Here is a 24175-nt window from a genome sequence, read left to right on the forward strand (position 1 = left end):
GTAAATTAACTTTTGGCGTGTTTTTCTATAGGGGAAAAAGTGCTGCGAAGTTTCCTTCGAGCACCTTTCATGCTAAATCACTTGCATTTTAGACCATAGCTGCTTGTAGTATGAATGTGAGATAATAAGCTCTCCATGAGTACCTGCACCTGACAACTGCCCGTCTTCAAATAATAAAATCTGGTCGGCATTTGTAATTGTAGAAAGACGATGTGCGATAATGACAGTCGTTCGGTTTTTCATCAATGCCTGTAAAGCAAGCTGGACTTCACGTTCAGATTCATTGTCCAAATTCGATGTCGCTTCATCAAGCAGTAATATTTGAGGATTGCGTAGAATTGCACGGGCTATCGCAATCCGCTGCTTTTGTCCTCCTGACAGTTTAATGCCGCCTTCACCAACTTCTGTTTCGATTCCTTGTTCAAGTGCAATTACAAAATCGTAGGCATAGGCGGCTCGCAATGCTTCCACTACCTGTTCGTCAGTTGCTTCGTTTTGACCATATAAAACATTTTCGCGGACCGATCCATTCATAAGGGGCGCGTCTTGTGTCACATAACCGAACAGTTTCCGCCATTCGTATAAATCATACTTTTCAATATTTGTCTGTCCATATAAAATTTTGCCCCCTGTTACTTCATAAAAGCGCTCAATTAACGAAAACATCGTCGTTTTCCCGCCGCCGCTACTGCTTACAAATGCGGTAGTTTTGCCAGAGGGAATCGTAAAGTTCATCCCTTTTAAAATAGGCTGCTCGGCATATTGAAACTTTACATTTTGAAAAATGATATCTTGTGCCACCGCAGGAATTGAAAGACCGGATATCTTTTCGGTTGCCTGAGCAATGATTGATTGAATACGTTCTGTTGCACCAAGTGCTTTCTGTAAGGCTGTGAAAAAAGTTGCCATTTGTGTAAATGGAATGATGATTTGCACAAGGTAAATCATAATCGCAACAAGTTCCCCTGAAGAAATTGCTCCTGAAGATACTTGTGTGCCCCCATATCCGAATAAAAGAATCAGCACAATCATCATAATGAGCGTCATAATCGGTGATAAAATAGCGAGGATTTTGGCCTCTTTTAAACCAAAACGGTAAAGCTGTTCAATCCGGTTTTCACCCCGTTCTTTTTCCAATGGTTCGGTTTGGGAAGATTTTACAAGTCGGATATTAGATAATACCCGTCCAAGATGCCCACTGAATAAAGCGAGTTCGTCTTGATTGGCTTTAGCGATTTTATGCATTTTTTGTCCAAGTGGCAATGTAACAAATATCGCAAGCGGTACGGCTATTAGCATAAGAAGCGTCATTCTCCAGTCAATCCAAAGTAAAATTGCAATCGCACCAATTATAGAAAAAATGCCCGATACAAAGCTTACTAGATGATCTGTTACAAGTTCTTTTACGACGCTTGTATCTTGTGTAATACGGCTCATCGTTTCCCCGGATTCGTGGGCATCAAAGTAAGGGGTTTTTAAATGTAAAATATGCTGCCAAAGTGTATTTCGTAAATTCGCGACTATCCGTTCCCCGAGCATACGCATTAGAAAATAAGTCAACCCACTAAGAACCGCCTGTATGACTAAAATTAGAGCAACGGCAGTGACCGCTGTCCAAGCAAAACCTATAGTCGAAAAATCGTTGATCATATTCATCGTAAATAATGGTACAGCAAGTGAAGCGAGTGTTTCGATAATACTTAATATAAAAACAATGATAACGAGTTTTTTGGGGAATTTGCTTTTTTTAATGAGTTCCCATAATTGCTTTAGCTGAACGTTCATGTAATAACCCCCTCTAGTATTTTCAATCGTGCAGCTTGATCCAAGAGCCAATTTTCTTCCTCACTAGAAAGCGGAATTGTAAATAACCAATTATCAAAATCAATATTTGGATGTTTTTCAAATTCCTGCGCTAAACTTTTCGTCAGTTCTGGCGGAATAATGGAAAATAACTGTTCGATCAGTTGTGTTAGTTCCGTGTCTTCTGGCGGATGCAGGAAAGCCTGTTTAATTTCATAGAGACTTTCAATATAACGTCGATTAATTTCGATAAAATTCATATCTAAAAAACTGTATATCTGTTCAATTAGCGGCTCCGGAATATACTGTCTTAAATAATCCTTCTGGGCATCCTCTGTCAGTAAACTATGAATGATGAGCAGTAATGTAGTGGGGTCGACAGCCGTATTTTCCTGGTGAATGTGAATGGCTGTATCAATTGTTGCAAGCATTTGTTCCAGCTGTTTTTTCTTCTTTATTAACTGCAACTTTTGATGTTCCAAAGATTGAAGCAAAGAATCATCTTTTTTGAGCAGCTCTTTAATTTCCTCTAGAGAATAATCAAGATATTTGAAAGTCACGATCTTTTGGACAGTGATGATATTAGCATCATTATAATAGCGCTGTCCGCCTTCAGAAATACTGGCAGGTATTAATAAACCCTTTTCTCCGTAATAACGCAAAGTACGAATCGTAATGCCGGTCTTTTTAGAAAATTCCCCGATTGAATACATTTCCCTCACTCCTTATATGTAGTATAAAAGCTGACGTAACGTAACATGCAATGAAAAGATTCGAAAAAATTAAAATGATGAATTTGCAATAAAAAATAATGTGCAAATTTATCGAAAGTTGTCACATTATGTTCCACGTGAAAAAAAATTGACTAAATATGAACTAATTAATTTAGAGGGGATAATAAAAATTTGTAAAAATCTAAAAATAGTGACGAAATAACATAGAAAAAAATTACAATAAATACTATTATTTAGAAAGGAAGGGTAAGAGCGTATAGAGATTGATAGGTAAATTTTTATATTATGGAGGTTAAGGAAAAATGGAGAGTAGGAACATAAAAAGAATGAGGAAAATTTTACTTCAAATTGGGGTGATTTGTTTCCTGTTAGCAGCAGCTACGAATATAGGCTATGCCCAAATGTTTTCGGACGTAAAAGATGACTCTAAATTAAATGAAGAACTTACAGTGTTAAATAATTTAGGTGGAGTGGTACTGTCACCAAACGATAATTTTCGTGCAGATGATCCGATTACACGTTATGAAGTGGCTGAGTTTATCGTACGTACACTGCAAATTGATTTAGAAATGAGTACAATTCCTACATATTTAGACATTCCTGCAGAGGATTCGCGAATGCCTGTCATTGCAGCAATAACTGAGCTTGGCATAATGACAGGGTTTGAAGGTAAATTTAATCCGGATGCAAAATTATCGCGTGCACAGGCGGTAAAGATTTTGGTACCTGCGTTTCAGTTAAGTGGATCGGAGGCAATTCCATATACGGATATTACAAAAAATCATAGTGCTGTACCTGCAATTCAAGCATTAATAGCAAATAAAATTGTATACCCGGCAAAAAATCAAAAATTCAATCCGAGCGAAATGATGACTCGCGGGGATTTTGTTTCTTACCTTGCAAGAATTATTGAGCCATCATTAAGACCTACTGAACCTGAACAGCCTGTGTTCCAAAGCTGTGTAAAAGAAACAGCGAAAAAACGTTATGTAGTTGATGTTGCAGTAACAAATTTATGGAATAAACCTAACCAGGCGCGTGCTGTTGATTATCCTTCGACAAAAAACCCGGTAGAAATGCAAAAATGGATCTCATCATTAAGTTTATCTCAAAAGAAATGGCTTGTTGGACGTACAGATACCCAAGCGTTGTATGGCGATGAAGTATCATTGCTTGAAACAAATGGGAAATGGCAACGTGTCGCGGCAAAAGATCAATATGTACCATATTTAAAGGCAGGTTATCCTGGATGGGTTCCACAATCTCATGTTGTGGCAACGAACAAAAATTATGATGATTGCGGCATTGCGATTATTACTGCGGATAAAACGAATCTTTTAGAAAAAGATGCGAAAACGAAATTTTTACAAATCAGTTATGCAACAATTTTGCCGGTAATTGATGAGACTTCAAAATACTATTATGTAGAAACACCGGGTGACGGGGTTAAACTACTAAAGAAAAGTGCGGCAAAATCTTATGCATCCTATAGCGATGTTCCAAAACCGACAGCTAATACAATCATTAACGAAGCGAAGCGTTATTTGGGCTTACCATATCTTTGGGCAGGAACCTCTTCCTGGGGCTATGACTGTTCGGGTATTTTATATGCGGTATTCCGCACACACGGCATCATGATTTCGAGGGATTCATTCTATCAGGCAACAGGTGGTAAAGCTGTTGCGAAGAAAAATTTAAAGCCTGGGGACCTTGTATTCTTTGCGTATAATGGCGGCAAGGGGAAAGTGTACCATGTTGGCCTTTATATCGGTGACGGCAAAATGTTACATGCACCACACTACGCATCGAAAGTGAAAATCGAATCAATGAACAATGGTGTTTATAAAAAGAACTACTCAGGTGCAAGACGTTATTTATAAAAGGGCATGAATAAAATAAAAATTTTCCGTTTCTTTTTAACTTACATGACAAAATATTTAGTGTATTGTTAGGAGTAAGTTGGGTATATGTAAGGAATAAAGGAATTTTAATAAGGAGGCATATTTTATGAATCCGTGGTTAATAGCAGCCCTCGTTATATTGGGAATTGCTGTAGTTCTGTTAATCGTCTGTATTATTGTTGTAATTGGACCAATAAAAAGAGTTGTTACACTGCTGTTGGCACATGCTGAAGGAATTAAAAAACAGCTGAATCCTATTCAAACCGAAACAACGAAATTAACAACAACAGTCAATCGTATGATGGCAGATATTGAATATAAAAAAGAATCTGTCCAGTCTGTCATTCAATCCGTCAAACATACAGTTGAAGTATTGGACCAAGTGAGCGATGTGTCACACGATGCGACTGTGAAGGCTATGAAGAAAGCAAACAATGATCCGTATCTACAAGCTGAGGTAGAACGTTGGACCAATACCGCAATGGGTATTATTCAGCGAAAAGCATAATAGGAAAAGGGATGTACAGATTTTCTGTACATCCCTTTTTTGTTACATAAAAAAAGAAAAAAATATAAACGTAATTTTATATGTAAGCGTTATTATTCTGTACTAGAACAGAACTTGCTAGCTTATCTTCTATTCTTCTCTTTTTTGTTTAAAACATGAATTTCAGGACTTTCACAAAGTGTTCAAAGAAATCAGATAAATTATGAACGTATTGTGAAAATAGGGGTTAGGAGGTTTCTTTTTAATTGAAATAGAGTAAAATAGAAAACAGCAAGTGTGTTATATAACAATCTGCAACTGTCACGGGAGAATCGACTATTTATAATACAGTGTTATAAAAAAGGAGAAATGAAACATGTGGGTAGTAACAGTATTTAATGATATAAACGATATTCGTATATTCGAATATACGACGAAAATTGAAGCGACTTCAAAATTAGAAAAATATAAAAACGCAATATTATCATATACAAAATAAAGAATGGAAAGGGAGCGGTAAAATATGTGGGTAGTAACAGTGTTCAATAATCCTAATGACATTCGTATGTTCGAATACACAACTAAAAGCGAGGCTGCCGCATTTTTAGCTAAGTATAAAAATGCTGTCCTATCGTTTACCAACTAGTTAAAGAAAGGTTGATGCAGAAAGTGAAAGCTTTCTGCATCGACTTTTTTTATTTGGAAGGAAATACTGAGAGTAGATTGGTCCGTTTTCTCGTTTATTGTATTAAGGATACGTTAAACGAGAATGGCGACTATTATAAAGAGTGCTTGCTGCAGGTTGTAGCTGGAGAGGATAATATTATAAATTTAATAACTATAATTGAGTGAGATGAATATACAGAAATAACGCTTTAAAGACATGATTTTGTTTTTAAGTACTATTTTGTTGCGTAGAAATTCCTTTCTTGTTCTTGTGTGACGTGAATTTGTGATTTATATAGAAGAATTCACGGAATTTAAGTTGTAGAAGGTTGACGAAATATAACTAATATAAGATAATTTTAGATGGTAATAATAATTATTTTATAATAATTATTTCATTGATATTTATATAGGAGGAATTTTAAAATGGCATTAATCGGTAAAGAAATCGCACCATTCGCTGCGAAAGCATTCCAAAAAGGTGAATTCATCGACGTAACTTCAGAAAACTTCAAAGGACAATGGTCAGTAGTATGCTTCTACCCAGCAGACTTCACATTCGTTTGCCCAACTGAGTTAGAAGACTTACAAAACGAATATGCTACTTTAAAATCTTTAGGCGTAGAAGTTTACTCAGTATCGACGGATACACACTTCACACATAAAGCATGGCATGATACTTCTGAAGCAATCGGTAAAATTGAGTACATCATGATTGGTGACCCATCTCATACAATTTCTAAGGCGTTTGACGTGTTAAACGAAGAAGATGGTTTAGCAGAGCGCGGTACATTCATCATCGATCCAGATGGTGTTGTACAAGCATTAGAAATTAATGCTGGCGGTATCGGCCGTGACGCTTCTATTTTAGTAAACAAAATTAAAGCAGCTCAATATGTACGTAACAATCCAGGTGAAGTTTGCCCAGCTAAATGGGAAGAAGGCGGCGAAACGTTAACGCCAAGCTTAGATCTAGTAGGTAAAATCTAATCTGAGTAGTAAATAACAAACAAGTAAGCGACAAAAACAACCGTTATGGCTTGGTTTTGTCGCTCTGTTTTTAACTGGAGAAAGAAAGGTAAGCTCTCTATCTTTAAAATTAATTGGAAAGAGGTGAGAGGCTTGCTGTATTTGAGAGAGAATGGCCACTTATTTTTCGGGAGGGAACAATAAGTGGTATTCATACAGCAGCTTGTGCAGTGTTAGATAATCAGATTAAAGCGCAATTAAAGCAGTATTTATCAATGCTGGAAGGTGATTTACTAATTAAAGTGAGTGTTAGTGATGACAAAACATCGCAAGAAATGCTCAATTTAGTTGAAGAGTTGGAAAAGATGTCTCCTCGTATTACGGTGCAACATGCATTATTAGAACGTACACCAAGTTTCAGTATCAATAAAATAGACGAAAGTGAATCTGGTATTACTTTTGCTGGATTACCACTTGGTCATGAATTTACATCATTAGTTTTAGCACTATTACAAGTTTCAGGCCGTGCACCAAAAATCGATGCAGCCGTTGTAAAACGCATTCAGGCGATAAAGCATCCATTGAAATTTGAAACGTACGTGAGTTTAACTTGTCATAACTGTCCGGATGTTGTGCAGGCACTAAACATTATGGCAGTGTTAAATCCGAACATCTCGAACACAATGATTGAAGGTGGAGCTTTCCAGACTGAAATTAAAGATCGAGACATTATGGCGGTGCCTACTGTATATTTAAACGGCGAAAACTTCGGCGGCGGTCGTATGGAGTTGGAAGATATTTTAACGAAGTTGGGTGAAGTATCGGACGGCTCAGAATTTGCAGATAAAGAAGCTTTTGATGTATTAGTAGTGGGTGGCGGTCCAGCAGGTTCTGCGGCTGCTATTTATTCAGCACGTAAAGGAATTCGTACAGGTATCGTAGCAGAACGCTTCGGTGGTCAGGTTAACGATACGTTATCAATTGAAAATATTATCGGGACAAAGGCTACAGAAGGCCCTGCATTTGTTTCGAGCTTGGAAGCACATGTATTGGACTATGACATCGATGTGATGAAATCACAACGTGCAGCAAAAATCGAGAAAAAAGATCTAATTGAAGTGACGTTAGAAAATGGAGCGGTATTAAAAGGGAAAACAGTTATCCTTTCTACAGGGGCTCGTTATCGTCAACTTGAGGTGCCTGGTGAGGAAGAATTTAAAAATAAAGGCGTTGCGTATTGCCCTCATTGTGATGGTCCGATTTTCAAAGGGAAAGATGTTGCGGTAATCGGTGGCGGTAACTCAGGTGTAGAAGCGGCAATCGACTTAGCGGGTATTGTAAATCATGTTACGTTACTACAACGTAACAGTGAGTTGAAGGCGGATAAAGTGCTTCAAGAACGCGTTCGCAGTCTAAAAAACGTTACAGTTATTACAAATGCTTCAACTACTGAAATTACAGGAACTGATAAAGTAAATGGTTTAACGTATAAAGACGTTGTTACAGGTGAAGAAAAGCATATCGAATTACAAGGTGTATTCGTTCAAATTGGTTTATTGCCAAATACAGAGTTCCTTGAAGGCGCAGTAGAGATGAATGCACATGGTGAAATTATTATTGATAAGCACGGTGCAACTAATGTTCCGGGGATCTTTGCTGCAGGCGATTGCACAGATACGGTTTACAAGCAAATTGTTATTTCAATGGGCTCCGGGGCGACAGCTGCTTTAGGGGCATTTGACTATATGATCCGTAATGTTGATTCACGTGAATTTGTAGAAGCATAATATAAAATCCGTTGTACGTAAAATCGTGCAACGGATTTTTTTAAGGATAGAATAATGGTGATTAGATAAGAATTTAACTGAAACAGGAGTTGATGTGAATGGTGGAAAGGGAACGGACATTGCGTATTTGTCCAATGGGTCACCGGTATTATAAAAGTACAAATTGTGGAACTTGCCCTAAATGTGAGCAGGCGAATAAACCATCAGAAGGATTCTTATCTCGTTTATCCTCACCTGCGCGTAATGCATTAATAAACGCAGGCATTACAGAGTTGGAGCACCTTGCTGAATATACGGAAAAAGAAATTTTACAATTGCATGGGATTGGACCTTCTTCCTTGCCTACATTAAAACATGCGATGGCCGAGAAAAACGTAAATTTTAAAAGTTGAAAAAGGGTTTTGCTTAAAACTAAAAGTGTAATCATCTCTAATTTCGGGTAATAGATAAGAGACTATTCGAAAAGGAGGCTTTTATAAATGAAAGACGATAAAATAAAGCATAAAAAGCTCGACAATCCGGATTTATTGAATACCGAAAAGGAAAGCATTTTCGATATAGATGAGGAAATGAAATTTGTGGATCCAATTCCGATGGAAGAATTGAATGACCAAGTAAAAGATGAGAAATATCGTGCGAACACGAAGACTACTTCCGGTAGTGAGCGTAAAAACCAGCCGGACGAAACGAAAGACGCATAAATTTTAAATAATAGTAATTACAAAAGGATTGACCATTTTGCAAATCAGGCAAAGTGGTCAATTTTTCTTTTCGGAAAAGTGAGCAAAAAGCTCGCTGTAAACAGAAATACAGCGAGCTTGGTATGGAACATTGCTAAAGGTTGGCAGGAGGAAGGATATCATCAATTGTTCTTGCTAATTTTAATGCTTTTAACTGGAACTGTTCATAAAAAAGTTCTGTTCCTGCGCCACCAATATAAAAAGAAATATGCTCGTGAACTTGTGCCAATTTTTCAAGTGTATGAATGGACTGGGCAAATTCATTGTAAGCAATCTCGGTAGATCCTGTCAGCAGTACAATGGCAGGCTTCTTTAATGCGATAGCGGATTGAATTGCTGTTGGAGCCGGTGAAGGGCCGAGCATTAGTGTGCGGTAACCCCGCAACATACATTGGATAAGCAGAATTTGCATTGGAATTTCATGTCTCTCTCCAGGTAGACAGCTCCCTAATGCTAGTGGCGCATCGTCCGGAACATAAAAATGTCGACGAAGGTGGCTTAAAAAGTCACGCACTGTTTGACTGCTTATTGCTTCTTGGTATTCACCCCATGCTTTTTCGCACCAAAGCTGTCCAACTTCATGAAGGAAGGGAACGACAATGTCCCGTATCAGCTTCTCTACACCGAATTTATGGTGAGCCTGTTCGAGCAAATGCAGAATTTCATGCTCGTTTGCTTCGGTGCCGGCTTGAATTAGTGCCTTGTGGAAAAACGATACAGGATCAGCTTCTGGTACATCCTTATTTTTGATATAGTGATCTACCGCTTGTTTAATCGTCATACCGCTATTTATATATTGTTTCAGCTGCATTAACGTTTGAACTTCATCTTCCGTATATACGCGGTATCCATTGTCTAATCTATCAGGTTGAATGATTTGATAACGATCTTCCCATTTTCGGATCAGTTGTTTAGAAAGATTCGTTAAGTTGGATACTTGTTGTATCGAGTAAGTTTTTTTAGTCATATTTTACCACCTCCTAAAAGGAATCCTTGTTAAACTCTATTCAACCGAAAAAGAAAGTACTTGTCAAATGTTTTTCGTATGCTGTACAATGTTTGTATAATATGGAGCAAGGGGTATTATTAAAAAGCATAATTACTTTGTAATATTTGGAAGAGGAAAATAAGAGGAGGTTATGTGATGTCTAAACATCCATTGGAAAAATGGGGAAGTGTAATGGGCGGTAAGAAAACACGTTGGATCGTTTTGGCTTTATGGATTATGTTTGCTGTTTTATTTGCACTTATCTTCCCGCAAATTAATAGTGTTGAAAACTTTGTGGGCGATGAAATCCCTGATACTTATACATCAATTCAAGCGGGAAAAATTATGGAGGAAGAGTTTTCTTCTGATAGTGGGATTCCGCTATTAATTACTTGGTATAACGAATCAGGTCTTACAGAAGAAGATTTGACAAATATTAAAGGGTTATACAAACAACTGGCGGATGAACCGTTAGATGGGCAGGAAACAATCCCGCCATTCCATGACCTTCCCGTTCAAGCATTGATGGGGTCACTTTCTGAGAACGGTGCAGCACTTGTCACACCTGTTTTCTTCTCAACAGAAAAAAATTCAGATGTTCTAAAAGAAAATTTAGCGATTATTAAAGAACGTACAGAAAATCAATTTGGCGAAAATCCATATGATACTAATTTAGATGATGAAGGGCTTCATGCTCGATTCTCCGGACCCGTTGGTATCTCGATTGATGCGACAGATCTTTTCAAAGCAGCTGATGTACAACTAATGGTTGCCACTGTAATTATCATTTTAGTCATCTTATTAGTCATTTACCGTTCACCAATTTTAGCGATTATCCCGTTAATTGTTGTAGGGGTAGCGTATTTAGTTGTAAGTCCATTATTGGGCGTGATGGCTGAAAACGGATGGATCGCTAAAGATGCACAAGCGGTAGCGATTATGATTGTATTATTGTTTGGTGCAGGTACGGACTATTGTTTATTCTTAATTACACGTTACCGAGATATACTGCTGACCGAAGATAATAAATTTACAGCATTGGCATCGGCTGTTCGTGAATCAACAGGCGCAATTGTAATGAGTGGCTTAACAGTAGTAATCGGTTTAGCGACATTGGCATTGGCGGATTACGGCGCATTCCAGCGTTTTGCTGTTCCGTTCAGCTTTGGTGTATTAATTACAGGTTTTGCAGTAGTAACATTACTTCCGGCTGTTCTTGGTATTTTAGGACGCGCAGCGTTTTGGCCGTTTGTTCCTCGTACAGAGGAAGCTGAAAAAGCAAATGCTGAAAAGAAAAACAAACCATATAAACAACGTAAACCTAATCACCGTTATATGCGCGCGGTCGGTGAATTTGTTACTTCGAAACCATGGCTTGTCATAATTGTTGCAGGAGCAATTTTAATTGGTTTAGCATTCACTTCCACAAATATTAAATACAATTACGATTTAATTTCCTCATTCCCTGAAGATATGCCTTCGCGTGAAGGATTTAAAATCATTGAAGAAAACTTTACACCAGGTGAATTGGCACCGGTTCAGTTGTTAGTAGACAGTGAAGATACTGATCTGGATATTACAGAACAACTGTTAAGACTCCCGTATGTCGGTGTCGTAAAAGAAATGCGTACAGGTGAAACAAATAACAACATCCAACTTTATGAAATTGATTTGGATAAAAATCCATACTCGAATGAAGCGATGAACGATGTTGAACAAATGAAGGACGATGTTAAAGGAATTCTTGCGGATAACAATCTGGAAGACGGCCAATTCTGGATCGGGGGCGAAACGAGCTCTCAACTAGATACAAAAGTCGTTCAGTCGGGCGATGAAAACATTATTCAACCTGTCATGATTATTATTATTTTCATCGTATTATTAGCATACTTACGTGCTCTAATTACATCGATTCAATTAATGGTAACGGTAGTAATATCCTTCTTCTCTGCTTTAGGTGCAGGTTGGTTGATTATCCATTACGGTTTAGGACATGAAGCGATGGCTAGTGCGATTCCACTGTACAGTTTTGTATTTATTATCGCATTAGGTAACGACTATAATATTTTCATGATTTCTGATATATGGAAAAACCGTAAGCGTGGTATTGCGCATAAGCAGGCCATTTCAAATGGTATTGCTTCAACAGGTGCGGTTATTACATCTGCTGGACTCATTTTAGCAGGTACATTCCTTGTATTAGCGACATTACCAATCCAGCTATTAGTACAATTCGGTATCGTAACAGCGGTAGGGGTACTGCTTGATACATTTGTCGTACGTCCATTACTCGTACCGGCTCTAATTACGGTGTTTGGTAAATGGTCATACTGGCCGAACAAAAAGCTTAAAGAATAGCAAAAAGCGTATAGCTCCTTGATGAAAGGGGCTATACGCTTCTTTTTTTAAGAAGTTAATGAACCGGATTGCAGGCGATACATGAGTTCATACTTGCCGCCAAGTGCAACAAGTTCATCATGGCTGCCTTGTTCAACAATTTCACCACGATCCAATACTAAAATTTTATCTGCATTTTTAATAGTGGAAAGTCGGTGGGCAATAATAAACGTTGTACGACCTTTTTTCAGTACATCCATTGCATGTTGGATAATTTCCTCTGTTTCCGAGTCAATATTTGATGTCGCCTCATCCAAAATAAGGATAGCCGGATCAAATGCAAGCGCACGCGCAAACGAAATTAACTGGCGCTGACCGGATGAAAGGGTACTTCCTTTTTCGATTACAGGCTCATCAATTCCTTTTTCGAATTTTGATAAAACACGTTCACCTCCGACTGCTTCAAGCGCTTTTTCAACGGTTTCTCTTGAAATTCGCTTATCATTGAGGCTAACATTCGAAGCAATCGTTCCAGTGAACAAATACGGATCCTGCAATACGATTCCCATATGCTCACGAATCGCTTGGCGCGGAAGCTTCGTAATATCTTTCCCGTCAATGATAATACGGCCTTTTTGCGGATCATAGAAGCGGAATAGTAAATTCATAATCGAACTTTTCCCCGATCCTGTATGGCCGACAAGTGCAATTGTTTCGCCTTCTTTTGCTTCAAAGTGAATATTTTTCAATACATATTCATCATTTTTATAGGCGAATGATACATGATCGAACACAACATTCCCTTTATAACGTTCAATTCGTTCTGTACTTACAGATTCCCCTTGCTGATCGAGCAGTTCAAATACACGTGACCCTGCTACAAGAGATCGTTCAAGCTGGGAGAACTGGTTGACTAAGTTCGTAATCGGATTGAACAGGCGCGTAATATAATCAACAAACGCATATAGCGTACCGGCTGTTACAGCTTCAGGTAATGTCATGGATTGGGTGCCGAAGTAATAAACGAAAACGGCAAACATTCCAAGACGTAAAATATTGACAAGGTTATGTGATGTCGCGGAGTCCAGCAATAAAAGCTTACGATTGTATTTGTAATGTTCATCATTCATCTCGTCGAATTCCTGCTTCATCTGTTCTTCACGACGGAATGCCTGAATAATCGTCATTCCATTAATTGATTCATTGATCATTGCATTAATATCCGCAATTTTTGTTCGAATAATATGGTTGTACTGTGAAGCGAATTTTCGGTATAAAATCATCCAAATATAAACAATCGGAATGAGTAATAGAGCGAAAAGTGCCATTTTCCAATTTAAAATAAATAAAGCTATATATACCCCTGCAATGGTAATAAAGCTGTTCGCAAATTGCGAAAGTACAGTTACATACAGATTGCGTATTGCCTCTGTATCATTTGTGACACGGGCAACGACTTTACCGGCCGGCAAGTTATCGAAGTATTCAATTGGCAGCTTTTGAATATGTCCGAATACATCTTTTCGTAACTGCTGAATAACAAAGTTTGCACCGCGTTGTAAAAAGATGAACATTAAATAACGGAACACAGCAGTCAGCACAGATAACAAGAAGAAGATCGACAGCAGTATTGCGATCGGTTCAACTTGCAGATTCCCTGGTTCCATGTAATGGTCGATAATATATTTTGCAATGAACGGTCCTGCAATATCAGTTGCGACCGCAATTGTTAATAAAGCTAACCCGATTAAAATCGGTTTTTTAAATTTTAAAGCATACAGGTACAGTCGTTTAGATGTACTCATTGCTCCACCTCCTCAAGCTGCTGGCGGTCAAACTGTTCTTTGTACCAACCACCTAAGCGTAGGAGCTCTTCATGTGTACCTCGTTCAACGATATAACCATCATCCAGCACGATAATTTCATCCGCGTGCTGAATACCTGACAGGCGGTGAGTTGAAATGATCGTCGTTTTTCCAGCGCGCTCTGTTTGTATATTTTCAATTATTTTTGATTCTGTTTTCGCATCGACAGCAGATAAAGAATCGTCCAAAATTAGAATTTCCGGATCTTTAATCAATGCACGTGCAATTGATACACGTTGTTTTTGGCCTCCTGATAAAGATACGCCTTTTTCACCGACAAGTGTTTCAATGCCAAGCGGTAAATTTGATAAATCCTTTTCAAAGTCTGCCAGTCGAATGGCTTCTTCGATTTCACCGTTCGTAGCATTTTCTTTTCCGAATAAAATGTTTTCACGAATTGTACGGGAAAATAGTACATGGTCCTGTGGCACATAGCCGATCCAGTCCAATATTTGTTCTTTTGTCATTTGTGCCAAGTCCGTATCATTAATGGCAATTTGCCCATTGCCTAGCGGATATTCTCGCAACAGCTGACGAATAAATGTTGTCTTACCTGCACCTGTTTTCCCGACAATACCAAGAGTTTGCCCTTTTTTCAGGTTCAGTGAAATTTGCTGCAAGTTTTTCACCTGAGATAGAGGGTACTGGAATGTAAACTCAGAAAACCCGATAGAATTCGGTACATGATGCGTCATTGGTGAAGGAGGATTTTGTACATCCGCTTCATATTCCAACGTATCCTGTACACGGTCTAGCGAAGCACTTCCTTGCTGCATGACGTTAATAAGCTCGCCAATTGCAAACATTGGCCAAATTGCCAACCCTAAATACACGTTAAATGAAACGAGCTGGCCGACCGTTAGTTCAGAATTTGAAACAAGAACAGCACCGTAACCTAATGCGATGACATAACAAATACCAGTTCCAATTTTCGTAATTGGCATAAAGAGTCCGTTAATATAAGCGACGCGCATGTTTTTAGCAAAAATGTTCTCGCTCATTTCCGAGAAGCGTTCTTCATCCTTCTTTTCTTGAACATATGCGCGGATTACACGAGTTCCCGCAACAGATTCCAGAACATTGTCATTCATCTCACCGAATGCATCCTGTGCTTTCATATAGCGTTCATGAACAATTTTCCCTAAATATTGAATGATTATAGCCATGATTGGAATTGGGAGCATCGCAAAAAATGTCAGCTTCCAAGAGATAAAAAAGCCCATTGCTAAAATAATCAGTGCCATATAAACCGTCGAATCAATGAGGGTCATAATACCGAAGCCGGCAGTTAATGTAACTGCATTTAAATCGTTTGTAGCTTTGGCCATTAAGTCACCAGTACGGTTTTTTTCATAAAACGTCGGGGTCATCTTTAAAAATTGATGCATCAGTTTTTTTCGCAAAATACGGTCAAGCGTAATGGAACCTCCAAATAACTGATATTGCCATATGAAGTTTAAAGCGTAGCTCACGATGGCAGCGCCAATAACGAAGCCTACATACTTCATCAGCTGCATCTGATCCATATCTCCATTTGTCATGTCATCAATGGCTTCCCCTAAAATCCATGGAGGCAAAACTTCGATAAAGCTCGCCAGCATAAGGAGTACAATCGCAATTGTATACTGCTTACGATACATTTTTAAAAACCATTTTAATTTCACAAATACATTAAACATTACATATACCTTCTTTCTTCAATGTTGATCGTGTTGCTACCCGTCATCATATCGATCCATTTTTAATAGTTTTCGTTGCAAAAAGATAGTCATATAAGGCCCTCCTAAAATTTTGTTACACTAAAATGCACGATCCATTTCTTAAGGCGTATTTAAACGTCGGCACAATGTAAACAAAAAAGACACCTATTCCGATTTTTCGAAAAGGTGTCAAAACGAAAAAGGGCACAGGGGAATCCACACCTGTGCCTTTTATTTACATGTACGTGCAAAATTAAAACAAAAGTTCAGGTTAGGGCAATATGAAATTGTCGCTGTTGAAATGTGTACATTCACAATTGATGTGTTCATATCCCTTAACTCCTTTCCTCGTTTTAATTTATTTAGTGTTCCTTAATATTAGTGGAGGCAATTATTGTTGTCAATATTTTTTGAAAACATTTTATTTTCAGTGTTGTAATTTATTGGTTTTCTTATAATTTAATAGGCCTAGTCATTTTTCGGTATAAAAGGTCCACAGAAAAAAGCCGCCGGAAGTTTGAAAATTGTTTGTTAATTCTGTATCTTGAAAGTAATACATCAAAAGGAGTGAGGCAACGATGAAGAAATTGTTACTAGTCATGCTATTTACGCTTGTGCTCGCAGCATGCGGGACAAAAGAGACGAGTGATGATGTAAATAATGTCCCGGGAAATAATTCAGATAATGTGACACAGGGTAGCTCTGAAGTGAAAGAGGAAAAGATTACATTATATAAATCAGATGAAAATGCTGAAAATACCGTTCCATTTGATGAAAATTATGATAGCGGTGAAGAAGAACTAGTACCGTTTATTTACTCAAAAGTAAATGAACATGATGTAGAGCTGCTGGATTATACGATGGAAAACGAAGATAAAAGCTTATTGCTTAATTTAGGTGATGATATTTATACAATTCAAGGGTCTGCAGGTGCCAATATGTTTGTTGAAACGTTAGCGCGTTCTTATTTTGAGAACTTACCTGAATTGCAGGATATAACGTTTCTTTATAAAGGATCGGATGAACCAGTGCTAGATCATATGAATATAGGACTACCATATAAACGACAAGATTTTGATATGTAGACGGGGGATAGCTGAAGATGAAGCAACTATGGACTAATGGCACGATATATACGATGGAACAAGAAGGTGCGACCGTGCAGGCAGTGCTTGTACATGATGGTAAAATCGTGGAGACAGGGGCTTTCGACGATTTACTAGTAGATGCAGATGAAGTTATCGACTTGCAGGGCGCAGTTATGTACCCTGGCTTTGTAGATAGTCATCTCCATATGATTGGACACGGTGAAAAGTTGATGCGTCTTGATTTGAAAGTAGCAACAAGTGGGGTAGAGCTTGTGCAACTGGTTAAAAATGCGGCAGACCAACTTCAGGATGGGCAGTGGCTCATTGGGGACGGTTGGAATGAAAATCAATTTACAGATGGCCGTATTCCAACAAAAGAAGAATTAGATGCTGTCACGAATACCCCTCTGTTCCTTAACCGTGTGTGTCACCATGTTGCTTTAGTTAATTCATCTGCACTCCATTTGGCGGGGGTTACAATAAATACTGAAGATCCAGCAGGCGGAAAGATTGGTCGTCATGAAAACGGTGAGCTAAACGGATTGTTGTACGAACAGGCAACGAATCTAGTATCTTCACTATTCAAACAAGAGGGGGAAAGCTATATTGAAAGCTTGGCGCAGTCCTTGCAGCTGGCTATTGAACATATGCAATCCTATGGTTTAACTGGCGGACATACTGAAGAAATGAGTTATTATGGTCATTATATGAATCCATTAACTGCCTATCATCGCGTTGTTGGTGAACGGAAGCATTTCCGCGTCAATTTATTACGTCATCATGCAGTATTTGAGGAAATGATCAAGAATAATGCGCAATTTAATGAGCCATATATCGAACCAGGTGCGATGAAAATTTTCGCAGATGGGTCATTAGGCGGATCTACGGCATCCCTATTGGCTCCCTATGCAAATGATGAACATAATGAAGGGATGCTCATTCATACGGATGCTCAAATGGAAGCACTCATTCAGTTAGCGCGAAAATATAATGAAGCGGTAGCCATTCATATAATCGGTGATGGTGCAATGGAACAGGTGCTTCAGTATCTAGAAAAATATCCTGTAGCTGACGGGAAGCGTGATCGCCTGATCCATTGCTGCGTCGTATCAGAAGAACAGCTTGCCCGAATGAAGAAGCTGCAGGTTATATTGGATTTGCAGCCGGCCTTTGTTACATCAGACTATCCATGGGTAACGGAGAAGCTTGGTGAAAGCCGTGCCGGTCATCATTATGCTTGGAAAACGTTTATAGATGAGGGATTCATATGTGCGGCAGGTACCGATGCGCCGATTGAAGCGATGAGTCCATTTGAAACAATCTATGCGGCAGTCGAGCGAAAGAAGCCAAAAGATACACATGAAGGTTATAACCGTGAGCAAAAGGTTTCCCGTTATGAGGCAGTGAAAATGTACACGGTTGGAAGTGCCGAGGCAATTTGTAAAGAAGACGAACGTGGCTATATCCGAAAAGGATATGATGCGGATTTTACAATACTCGATACGGATTTAATGAACTGTAGCGCTGAAGAAATTCTACAGGCGAATGCATTATTGACCGTTGTTGATGGAACAATTGTATATAAAAATGAATAGTAGAGTGAAAGAACCGCATACTTTTATGTGGTTCTTTTATCATTAAAATAATTGTAAAGAATGGTGGGAGTTGTGATGGAGCTAATCCAAAATATATTACCTCCGATTGTGGATGGAAAAACAAAAGTGCTTATTCTTGGCTCAATGCCAGGAAAGCAGTCACTGGAAAAACAGCAATACTACGGCAACCGACGGAATCATTTTTGGCCGATTATAGGAAAGCTTCTAGCAACCGATATTCCGGAAGACTATAACGAAAGAATTGCACTTCTTCGTAAACATCGTATAGGGCTATGGGATTCAATTGAAAGCTGTGAACGCGAAGGCAGCCTGGATGCAACAATAAAAAATGAGGTACCGAATAACTTTTCAGAGCTTTTTAAAAAATACCCGCAAATACAGCTTGTCCTATTTAATGGCGGGAAAAGCTTCGATGTTTTTAAAAGACATATAGGTCTCGAAGTATTGGACGGTCGAGCGTACAAAAAGATGCCATCAACAAGTCCGATTCCAGGGAAGAATATTAAAACCTTTGATGAAAAAGTAGAAATATGGAGCATCGTGCTAGATTTTTTATCGTAATCAAAAATCTTAACGGTTGATTGATAGCGCAATGCCATCTTATTCGGTATGATAAAAACAAATCGTAGTAAAGGGGAATTATTTATGTATCGTGTAGCTGAAGATTTTGTAAAAGATTGGGCGATTTCATCAAAGGGTGCATTGAAAGTAATGCAAGCTATTCCGGATGACAAAATGCATATTGCCATCGTAGATGAGCACAATTCATTAGGATGGTTATCATGGCATTTAGTGAGTGTAGCAGGCGCATTCGGCCATTTTGCGGGATTGCAAATTCCGGGCCCAGGTCCTGATATGCCACAGCCAGAAACAATGGCTGGAATTATAGAGAAGTATGAAATGGTGCGCGAAGCGTATAAAAAAGAAGCGGCAGCATTAACAGAGGAACAGCTTTTAGAAGAAGTACCTGCTTTTGGAGGAATGATGAAGCGCGGTGAATTACTCAGCAAAGTAATCTCACACCAAACACATCATACTGGCCAAATGACAGTATTACTTCGCCAAGCAGGCTTAGCAGTGCCTCCAGTAATGGGACCTACAAAAGAAATGCAATAAGAACTCAGCCCCGAATATATTTCGGGGCTTTTTAAATGAAAAAAGATGCCCAAGTATACGTTGGACATCCAGTAAATTCATTTCAGGAAGAAATCATAGCTATTTTTTGCAAGTAGTGTAATTGTGACGATGATGAAAAGGACACGCACATAGCCGCTTCCACGCTTAATTGCAAACCGTGAACCGACAATCGCTCCGACAATCTGAGCGGCCCCCATTATCAAACCGTATGTATAATTAATCTGCCCTAAATAGATAAACATTAAAAGCGCCCCGATATTACTCCCAAAGTTAAGGAGTTTTGCATTACCGGCTGCCTTTAAAAAATCATAGCCGACCATCAGAAATGCAAAAATCAGGAATGACCCAGTACCAGGGCCTAAAAATCCATCATAAAAACCAATCAGTGAAATCACTAAGAAAAATAAAATATACTTTTTCGTTGAAAGTGATTTGACCGCCGAAATACTGCCCCAATCTTTTTTGAAAATTGTATAGACAGCTACAGCTGCCAGCATAATCAGCATTAAAGGTTTCAATAAGTTTGGATCAAGTAAATGGACAATCCAAGCCCCGATCATCGAGCTAATAAAAACCCATGGGAAATACTTCATGACAGATTTAATATCCAGCTTTCCAGACCGATAAAATGTAATAGTACTCGTTAAGGATCCCATTGTCCCGGCGAGTTTGTTTGTTGCAACAGCTGCAGAGGGACTTAGCCCTGCAAACATTAATGCAGGCAGTGAAATAAGGCCACCGCCTCCCACAACAGAATCGATAAATGCTGCTAAAAAACCAAAACAAATTAAAATAATAACTAGTTGTGGGTCTAACTCAAATCCCATAAAAGAACCCTTCTTTCTTCAAATAGAGCAATACACTCATGCTATCGAAAATCAGGAGTAGTGTAAATAGTTAAAATTATGATTCGATTATGATAAGGTAATATATTAGTATAATGGAAACGGAGTACACAAATGAAGGATTATCAATTTTTATTGTTTGACTTAGATGATACATTACTGGATTTTAAAGCTGCAGAAAGATTAGCTTTGCCGAAATTATTTGAAGCACATCAGCTACCATTAACACCTCAAATCGAAGCTGTTTACCGAGAGATTAATACCGGTTTATGGCGCTCGCTTGAGGAAGGTTTGATTACTCGTGACTTTTTAATGGAAACCCGATTCGGAAAGACATTCAAGCATTTTGGCGTTGAAGTGGATGGCAGGATATTGGACGCTGAATACCGTGGCTATTTAGCAGAAAGTAAAGTGTTTGTTGAAGGTGCACTGGAGCTGATTCGAACATTGGCACCTGACTATGAACTGTACATTACATCGAATGGATTGGCGGAGACACAGATAAAACGCCTCCAAGTAACAGGGTTGGCACCTTATTTTAAGCAAGTTTTCGTTTCGGAAAATACTGGCTATCAAAAACCGATGAAGCCATTTTTTGATTATGTGTTTGAACGGATTCCGAATTTCGATCCGAACAAGGCGATGATTATTGGGGATTCCTACAGTGCAGATATTATCGGCGGTGCAAATGCCGGAATCGATACATGCTGGCTTAACCCGTTGAATGCAGTACCATCAACAATTCACCCAACTTATGAAATACAAAAGCTGGCTCAGCTTTTACCGGTTATAAACAGTAATAAAGCCATCACCCAACAGCCTTTAGGAATTTAGTAAAGGTATTTAGTGTTATATAAAATGAAATGCGATGATGCAGGCAAGGAGTGAGCGCAATGACCCTATTTATACTGGTCGTTCTAATTGCGATTATAGGTTACTTTATATTTAAATTATATAGTCATGACAATACAACATTTTATCAATTGACCGGCTATTCGTATTTTGACGTCCTTATGAACAAAAGTGTCCGAACATCCTATCAGCTTATAAAGGAACTGGAGCATGTTCAAGGTACAAAAAAAGTAATGGTGAATCTACAGCTTCCTGTTCACAATGAAGTTCAAACAATTGATGCTCTTTTACTTCATGAATCAGGGATTTATGTAATGAATATGAAAAAGAAATCAGGCTGGATTAACGGACGGGAACAGAGCATCGAATGGATTGAGTTATTACATAAAAATCAAAAACAAGTATTTAATAATCCAATCCATGAAACAAAACGTTTAATCCATACATTAAAAGACCAGTTGCCGGAAGTAGATGGTATGCTTTTTGAAACAATGGTAGTTTTTGCGAACGATTGTTCATTCCAGCAGATTGAAATTCAATCTTCCAATGTTGAAGTGCTGAAAATTGCGGAATTAAAAAAATGGGCTACAACAATTGAAGGGAAACGTTTATCAGATACAGAAATTGAAAACTTGTACTCAACATTAGAAACCTTTATGCATGGTAAAAATCCGACAATACGTTCAAAAACTGTCACAGCCACAAATTAATAAGGAAGAGAGCAGAGTAGTTTTTTCTACTTTGCTTTTTTATGTGGAAAATTTATAAAAAAATCCAAATTTTTATCAACTTTTTGCTCTCTTCATACGTCTAATAAATATAAGAGGAAAGGAGGGTAGTAGAATGGGCAAAAAAATAACCGTGCTCAGCATATTATGTGGAATATTAACAGTTGTCGGATTCCGTCTATGGGTCGATACACCGCCAACTTATGCAAGTAATAAAACGGTCACGGTAAGTGCTACTTATAATGAGCCGTCCGCTTCCAATGATTATATAAACAAGTCGTCCGGCAGCTTAAATAAAATGATGCCGTATTATATGAATGACGGAGGGTCACCGGGCAGAAATTGTACAACATACATAAAGGTTGAAAATATATTGGATAATAAGGAGGCCGATGTTGTACAAGAAAGTGACCAGCAGCAAAAACAGGCAGAACAGCAGGCCAGTCATAAAAGAATTGCTCTCACGTTCGATGACGGTCCCCATAAAAATGTGACCAATCAAATTTTAATGACCTTGCAAAAGTATGAAGTGAAAGCAACATTTTTTGTAATCGGTCAAAATGCTGCAAAGTATCCAGATGTCGTGAAAAAAGCGGATGCTTTCGGTCATGAAATTGCCAATCATACGTGGAGCCACAAAAATTTAACGAAGCTAAACGTACAACAAATTCAGGCAGAAATTGACCGGGCAAACGAGGCAATTTGTAATGCAACAGGAAAGACGCCTACGATGTATCGTCCACCGTTTGGAGCATTGGATGAAAAAGTACGGGAGTCGATTGATTTAACGCCAGTGCTGTGGAATATCGATACACTTGATTGGCAGCATAAAACACCTAAAAAGACATTGGCGAATTTAAAGGCACAAGCAAAGGACAATGGCATTATTTTGATGCATGATATTCACCAGCAATCCGCAGACGCATTAGAGGATGTCATATTGTATTTAAAAGAAGAAGGCTATGAATTTGTGACAACGAGCCAACTATTATAGATTGAAAGTATTTGAAGGGAGTAGTGACCACTATTTCCTTTTTTTATTTGAATGAGTTTATGGTACGATACTAGCGAACACATATGAAGGAGGATCCATCATGGGTCTATTATCAAAACGAGCGTTAAGTATTCAGCAGTTTCAATTCAATAGCCGACTTTTTGCATGTCCTATTTGTAAACAGGAAATAGAGATAAGTAATGAAGGAAAAATGAGCTGTCTATCAAATCATACATTCGATGTGGCAAAACAAGGCTATGTTTATATGTTAAACCGTCCTGTCCACTCAATGTATGGAAAAGAATTATTCGATTCTCGCCATACTGTCATTCAAGCAGGTATCTATGATCGATTACAAGCAGCGATTGCCCGGGAAATCACTGTAGATCAACCGATAATTTTAGATACAGGTTGCGGCGAGGGGTCTCATTTACATCGTATTTGCCAACAGCTTGATTGCCCAGTTGGTGTAGGAATCGATATTTCAAAAGAAGGGATAATTGCAGCGGCAAAGTATAATCCCGAAGAGCTTTGGTGTGTCGGTGATTTAGCGAATAGCCCGTTCAACGAGCAATCTTTTGATGCGATTTTAAATATCTTATCTCCAGCAAATTACGATGAATTTAAACGTCTGTTAAAGCGAGGCGGTAAAGTAATTAAAGTCGTGCCACAGGAAAATTACCTAAAAGAACTGCGTAAACAGGCGTTTGCAGATTCGGAAAAGGAAAGCTATACAAATTCCCAAACTGTAGAGCGATTTAAAGCAAGCTTTGCAAATACAGAAGTAAAAAGAATTACGTATACAGTACCGCTTGAATCCCATTTAGTACAAAACCTACTTGAAATGACACCGATGGGCTGGCATATTGACGATAAAGAAAGTATTCAATTACAGGAAATTACAATTGATTTAGATCTATTAATTGGAATGGAGTGAT

General features: G+C 38.4%; 22 protein-coding genes. 16 read left to right on the forward strand and 6 right to left on the reverse strand.

Features of this window, described 5'->3' with window-relative positions; translation table 11 throughout:
• Nucleotides 1-72: 72 nt before the first annotated feature.
• Both M3166_RS17055 and M3166_RS17060 read right to left on the reverse strand, forming a co-directional pair.
• Complete coding sequence (locus M3166_RS17055) at nucleotides 73-1785, reverse strand: ABC transporter ATP-binding protein (protein ID WP_251691170.1); 1713 nt, start codon at nucleotides 1783-1785, stop codon at nucleotides 73-75.
• The gene (locus tag M3166_RS17060) at nucleotides 1782-2516 is read right to left on the reverse strand and encodes a MerR family transcriptional regulator (RefSeq protein ID WP_251691172.1); all 735 of its coding nucleotides are present in this window, start codon (nucleotides 2514-2516) and stop codon (nucleotides 1782-1784) included. Before M3166_RS17060 ends, M3166_RS17055 begins: the two co-directional genes overlap by 4 nt.
• 347 nt (nucleotides 2517-2863) lie before the next feature.
• Between M3166_RS17060 and M3166_RS17065 the strand changes: the two genes are divergently transcribed.
• The 7 genes from M3166_RS17065 (at nucleotide 2864) to M3166_RS17090 (ending at nucleotide 9048) form a co-directional block, all read left to right on the forward strand.
• Nucleotides 2864-4417, forward strand: a complete 1554-nt coding sequence (locus M3166_RS17065) for an NlpC/P60 family protein (protein WP_251691175.1) — start codon at nucleotides 2864-2866, stop codon at nucleotides 4415-4417.
• 127 nt (nucleotides 4418-4544) lie between these two features.
• Nucleotides 4545-4946: a DUF948 domain-containing protein gene (locus tag M3166_RS17070; protein ID WP_251691177.1), complete on the forward strand. Its 402-nt coding sequence runs from the start codon at nucleotides 4545-4547 to the stop codon at nucleotides 4944-4946.
• Nucleotides 4947-5301: 355 nt separating this feature from the next.
• A complete protein-coding gene (locus M3166_RS19425; RefSeq protein WP_285848962.1) occupies nucleotides 5302-5424 on the forward strand; it encodes a hypothetical protein in 123 nt (40 codons plus the stop codon).
• Nucleotides 5425-6017: 593 nt separating this feature from the next.
• Complete coding sequence (gene ahpC / locus M3166_RS17075) at nucleotides 6018-6581, forward strand: alkyl hydroperoxide reductase subunit C (protein ID WP_087618112.1); 564 nt, start codon at nucleotides 6018-6020, stop codon at nucleotides 6579-6581.
• Nucleotides 6582-6790: 209 nt separating this feature from the next.
• Nucleotides 6791-8347: an alkyl hydroperoxide reductase subunit F gene (gene ahpF / locus M3166_RS17080; RefSeq protein ID WP_353056587.1), complete on the forward strand. Its 1557-nt coding sequence runs from the start codon at nucleotides 6791-6793 to the stop codon at nucleotides 8345-8347.
• Between the two features lie 98 nt (nucleotides 8348-8445).
• Nucleotides 8446-8739, forward strand: a complete 294-nt coding sequence (locus tag M3166_RS17085) for an RNA polymerase alpha subunit C-terminal domain-containing protein (RefSeq protein WP_251691179.1) — start codon at nucleotides 8446-8448, stop codon at nucleotides 8737-8739.
• A gap of 87 nt (nucleotides 8740-8826) precedes the next feature.
• Nucleotides 8827-9048 carry a hypothetical protein gene (locus M3166_RS17090; RefSeq protein WP_251691182.1) on the forward strand — a complete coding sequence of 74 codons (222 nt, stop codon included), beginning with the start codon at nucleotides 8827-8829 and terminating at the stop codon, nucleotides 9046-9048.
• A gap of 133 nt (nucleotides 9049-9181) precedes the next feature.
• On the opposite strand, the gene M3166_RS17095 is transcribed toward M3166_RS17090, so the two are convergent.
• A complete protein-coding gene (locus M3166_RS17095) occupies nucleotides 9182-10054 on the reverse strand; it encodes a MerR family transcriptional regulator (protein WP_251691184.1) in 873 nt (290 codons plus the stop codon).
• A gap of 177 nt (nucleotides 10055-10231) precedes the next feature.
• Between M3166_RS17095 and M3166_RS17100 the strand changes: the two genes are divergently transcribed.
• Nucleotides 10232-12433, forward strand: coding sequence for an MMPL family transporter (locus tag M3166_RS17100; protein ID WP_251691186.1), 2202 nt, complete (start codon nucleotides 10232-10234; stop codon nucleotides 12431-12433).
• Nucleotides 12434-12480: 47 nt separating this feature from the next.
• Here the strand turns inward: M3166_RS17100 and M3166_RS17105 are convergent, their stop codons facing one another.
• Together M3166_RS17105 and M3166_RS17110 are read right to left on the reverse strand one after the other, a co-directional pair.
• Nucleotides 12481-14217 carry an ABC transporter ATP-binding protein gene (locus M3166_RS17105; RefSeq protein WP_251691188.1) on the reverse strand — a complete coding sequence of 579 codons (1737 nt, stop codon included), beginning with the start codon at nucleotides 14215-14217 and terminating at the stop codon, nucleotides 12481-12483.
• On the reverse strand, nucleotides 14214-15956 hold the full coding sequence (locus M3166_RS17110) for an ABC transporter ATP-binding protein (RefSeq protein ID WP_251691189.1): 1743 nt from the start codon (nucleotides 15954-15956) through the stop codon (nucleotides 14214-14216). The genes M3166_RS17105 and M3166_RS17110 overlap by 4 nt, the downstream gene beginning before the upstream one ends.
• Nucleotides 15957-16555: 599 nt before the next feature.
• On the opposite strand from M3166_RS17110, the gene M3166_RS17115 reads away from it, so the two are divergent.
• The 4 genes from M3166_RS17115 (at nucleotide 16556) to M3166_RS17130 (ending at nucleotide 19797) form a co-directional block, all read left to right on the forward strand.
• Entirely contained in the window at nucleotides 16556-17062 is a 507-nt protein-coding gene (locus M3166_RS17115; protein ID WP_251691191.1) for a fructose-2,6-bisphosphatase, read from the forward strand.
• A 17-nt stretch (nucleotides 17063-17079) separates the two neighbouring features.
• Nucleotides 17080-18660, forward strand: coding sequence for an amidohydrolase (locus M3166_RS17120; RefSeq protein WP_251691193.1), 1581 nt, complete (start codon nucleotides 17080-17082; stop codon nucleotides 18658-18660).
• Nucleotides 18661-18735: 75 nt separating this feature from the next.
• Complete coding sequence (locus tag M3166_RS17125; RefSeq protein WP_251691195.1) at nucleotides 18736-19242, forward strand: DNA-deoxyinosine glycosylase; 507 nt, start codon at nucleotides 18736-18738, stop codon at nucleotides 19240-19242.
• A gap of 84 nt (nucleotides 19243-19326) precedes the next feature.
• A complete protein-coding gene (locus M3166_RS17130; RefSeq protein ID WP_251691197.1) occupies nucleotides 19327-19797 on the forward strand; it encodes a DinB family protein in 471 nt (156 codons plus the stop codon).
• Nucleotides 19798-19874: 77 nt separating this feature from the next.
• On the opposite strand, the gene M3166_RS17135 is transcribed toward M3166_RS17130, so the two are convergent.
• Nucleotides 19875-20645 (reverse strand): TSUP family transporter, encoded by a 771-nt coding sequence (locus tag M3166_RS17135; protein WP_251691199.1) that lies wholly within the window; start codon nucleotides 20643-20645, stop codon nucleotides 19875-19877.
• 132 nt (nucleotides 20646-20777) lie between these two features.
• On the opposite strand from M3166_RS17135, the gene M3166_RS17140 reads away from it, so the two are divergent.
• The 4 genes from M3166_RS17140 (at nucleotide 20778) to M3166_RS17155 (ending at nucleotide 24174) form a co-directional block, all read left to right on the forward strand.
• A complete protein-coding gene (locus M3166_RS17140; RefSeq protein ID WP_251691201.1) occupies nucleotides 20778-21497 on the forward strand; it encodes a YjjG family noncanonical pyrimidine nucleotidase in 720 nt (239 codons plus the stop codon).
• Nucleotides 21498-21556: 59 nt separating this feature from the next.
• The gene (locus M3166_RS17145) at nucleotides 21557-22225 is read left to right on the forward strand and encodes a nuclease-related domain-containing protein (RefSeq protein ID WP_251691203.1); all 669 of its coding nucleotides are present in this window, start codon (nucleotides 21557-21559) and stop codon (nucleotides 22223-22225) included.
• Between the two features lie 133 nt (nucleotides 22226-22358).
• On the forward strand, nucleotides 22359-23237 hold the full coding sequence (locus tag M3166_RS17150; RefSeq protein WP_251691205.1) for a polysaccharide deacetylase family protein: 879 nt from the start codon (nucleotides 22359-22361) through the stop codon (nucleotides 23235-23237).
• A 100-nt stretch (nucleotides 23238-23337) separates the two neighbouring features.
• Nucleotides 23338-24174, forward strand: coding sequence for a putative RNA methyltransferase (locus M3166_RS17155; RefSeq protein WP_251691207.1), 837 nt, complete (start codon nucleotides 23338-23340; stop codon nucleotides 24172-24174).
• Nucleotide 24175 lies beyond the last annotated feature (1 nt).

Source organism: Solibacillus isronensis, assembly GCF_023715405.1.
Taxonomy (GTDB): domain Bacteria; phylum Bacillota; class Bacilli; order Bacillales_A; family Planococcaceae; genus Solibacillus; species Solibacillus isronensis_B.

Excerpts from the sequence above, each read along its gene's own strand:
- M3166_RS17090 (WP_251691182.1), top strand. The coding sequence starts at position 8,827 with ATGAAAGACGATAAAATAAAGCATAAAAAGCTCGACAATCCGGATTTA.
- M3166_RS17135 (WP_251691199.1), bottom strand. The coding sequence starts at position 20,645 with ATGGGATTTGAGTTAGACCCACAACTAGTTATTATTTTAATTTGTTTT.
- M3166_RS17100 (WP_251691186.1), top strand. The coding sequence starts at position 10,232 with ATGTCTAAACATCCATTGGAAAAATGGGGAAGTGTAATGGGCGGTAAG.
- M3166_RS17125 (WP_251691195.1), top strand. The coding sequence starts at position 18,736 with ATGGAGCTAATCCAAAATATATTACCTCCGATTGTGGATGGAAAAACA.
- M3166_RS17065 (WP_251691175.1), top strand. The coding sequence starts at position 2,864 with ATGAGGAAAATTTTACTTCAAATTGGGGTGATTTGTTTCCTGTTAGCA.
- M3166_RS17130 (WP_251691197.1), top strand. The coding sequence starts at position 19,327 with ATGTATCGTGTAGCTGAAGATTTTGTAAAAGATTGGGCGATTTCATCA.
- M3166_RS17060 (WP_251691172.1), bottom strand. The coding sequence starts at position 2,516 with ATGTATTCAATCGGGGAATTTTCTAAAAAGACCGGCATTACGATTCGT.
- M3166_RS17140 (WP_251691201.1), top strand. The coding sequence starts at position 20,778 with ATGAAGGATTATCAATTTTTATTGTTTGACTTAGATGATACATTACTG.
- ahpC (WP_087618112.1), top strand. The coding sequence starts at position 6,018 with ATGGCATTAATCGGTAAAGAAATCGCACCATTCGCTGCGAAAGCATTC.
- M3166_RS17150 (WP_251691205.1), top strand. The coding sequence starts at position 22,359 with ATGGGCAAAAAAATAACCGTGCTCAGCATATTATGTGGAATATTAACA.
- M3166_RS17145 (WP_251691203.1), top strand. The coding sequence starts at position 21,557 with ATGACCCTATTTATACTGGTCGTTCTAATTGCGATTATAGGTTACTTT.
- M3166_RS17095 (WP_251691184.1), bottom strand. The coding sequence starts at position 10,054 with ATGACTAAAAAAACTTACTCGATACAACAAGTATCCAACTTAACGAAT.
- M3166_RS17105 (WP_251691188.1), bottom strand. The coding sequence starts at position 14,217 with ATGAGTACATCTAAACGACTGTACCTGTATGCTTTAAAATTTAAAAAA.
- M3166_RS17110 (WP_251691189.1), bottom strand. The coding sequence starts at position 15,956 with ATGTTTAATGTATTTGTGAAATTAAAATGGTTTTTAAAAATGTATCGT.
- M3166_RS17115 (WP_251691191.1), top strand. The coding sequence starts at position 16,556 with ATGAAGAAATTGTTACTAGTCATGCTATTTACGCTTGTGCTCGCAGCA.
- M3166_RS17120 (WP_251691193.1), top strand. The coding sequence starts at position 17,080 with ATGAAGCAACTATGGACTAATGGCACGATATATACGATGGAACAAGAA.
- M3166_RS17070 (WP_251691177.1), top strand. The coding sequence starts at position 4,545 with ATGAATCCGTGGTTAATAGCAGCCCTCGTTATATTGGGAATTGCTGTA.
- M3166_RS17085 (WP_251691179.1), top strand. The coding sequence starts at position 8,446 with ATGGTGGAAAGGGAACGGACATTGCGTATTTGTCCAATGGGTCACCGG.
- M3166_RS17155 (WP_251691207.1), top strand. The coding sequence starts at position 23,338 with ATGGGTCTATTATCAAAACGAGCGTTAAGTATTCAGCAGTTTCAATTC.
- M3166_RS19425 (WP_285848962.1), top strand. The coding sequence starts at position 5,302 with ATGTGGGTAGTAACAGTATTTAATGATATAAACGATATTCGTATATTC.
- M3166_RS17055 (WP_251691170.1), bottom strand. The coding sequence starts at position 1,785 with ATGAACGTTCAGCTAAAGCAATTATGGGAACTCATTAAAAAAAGCAAA.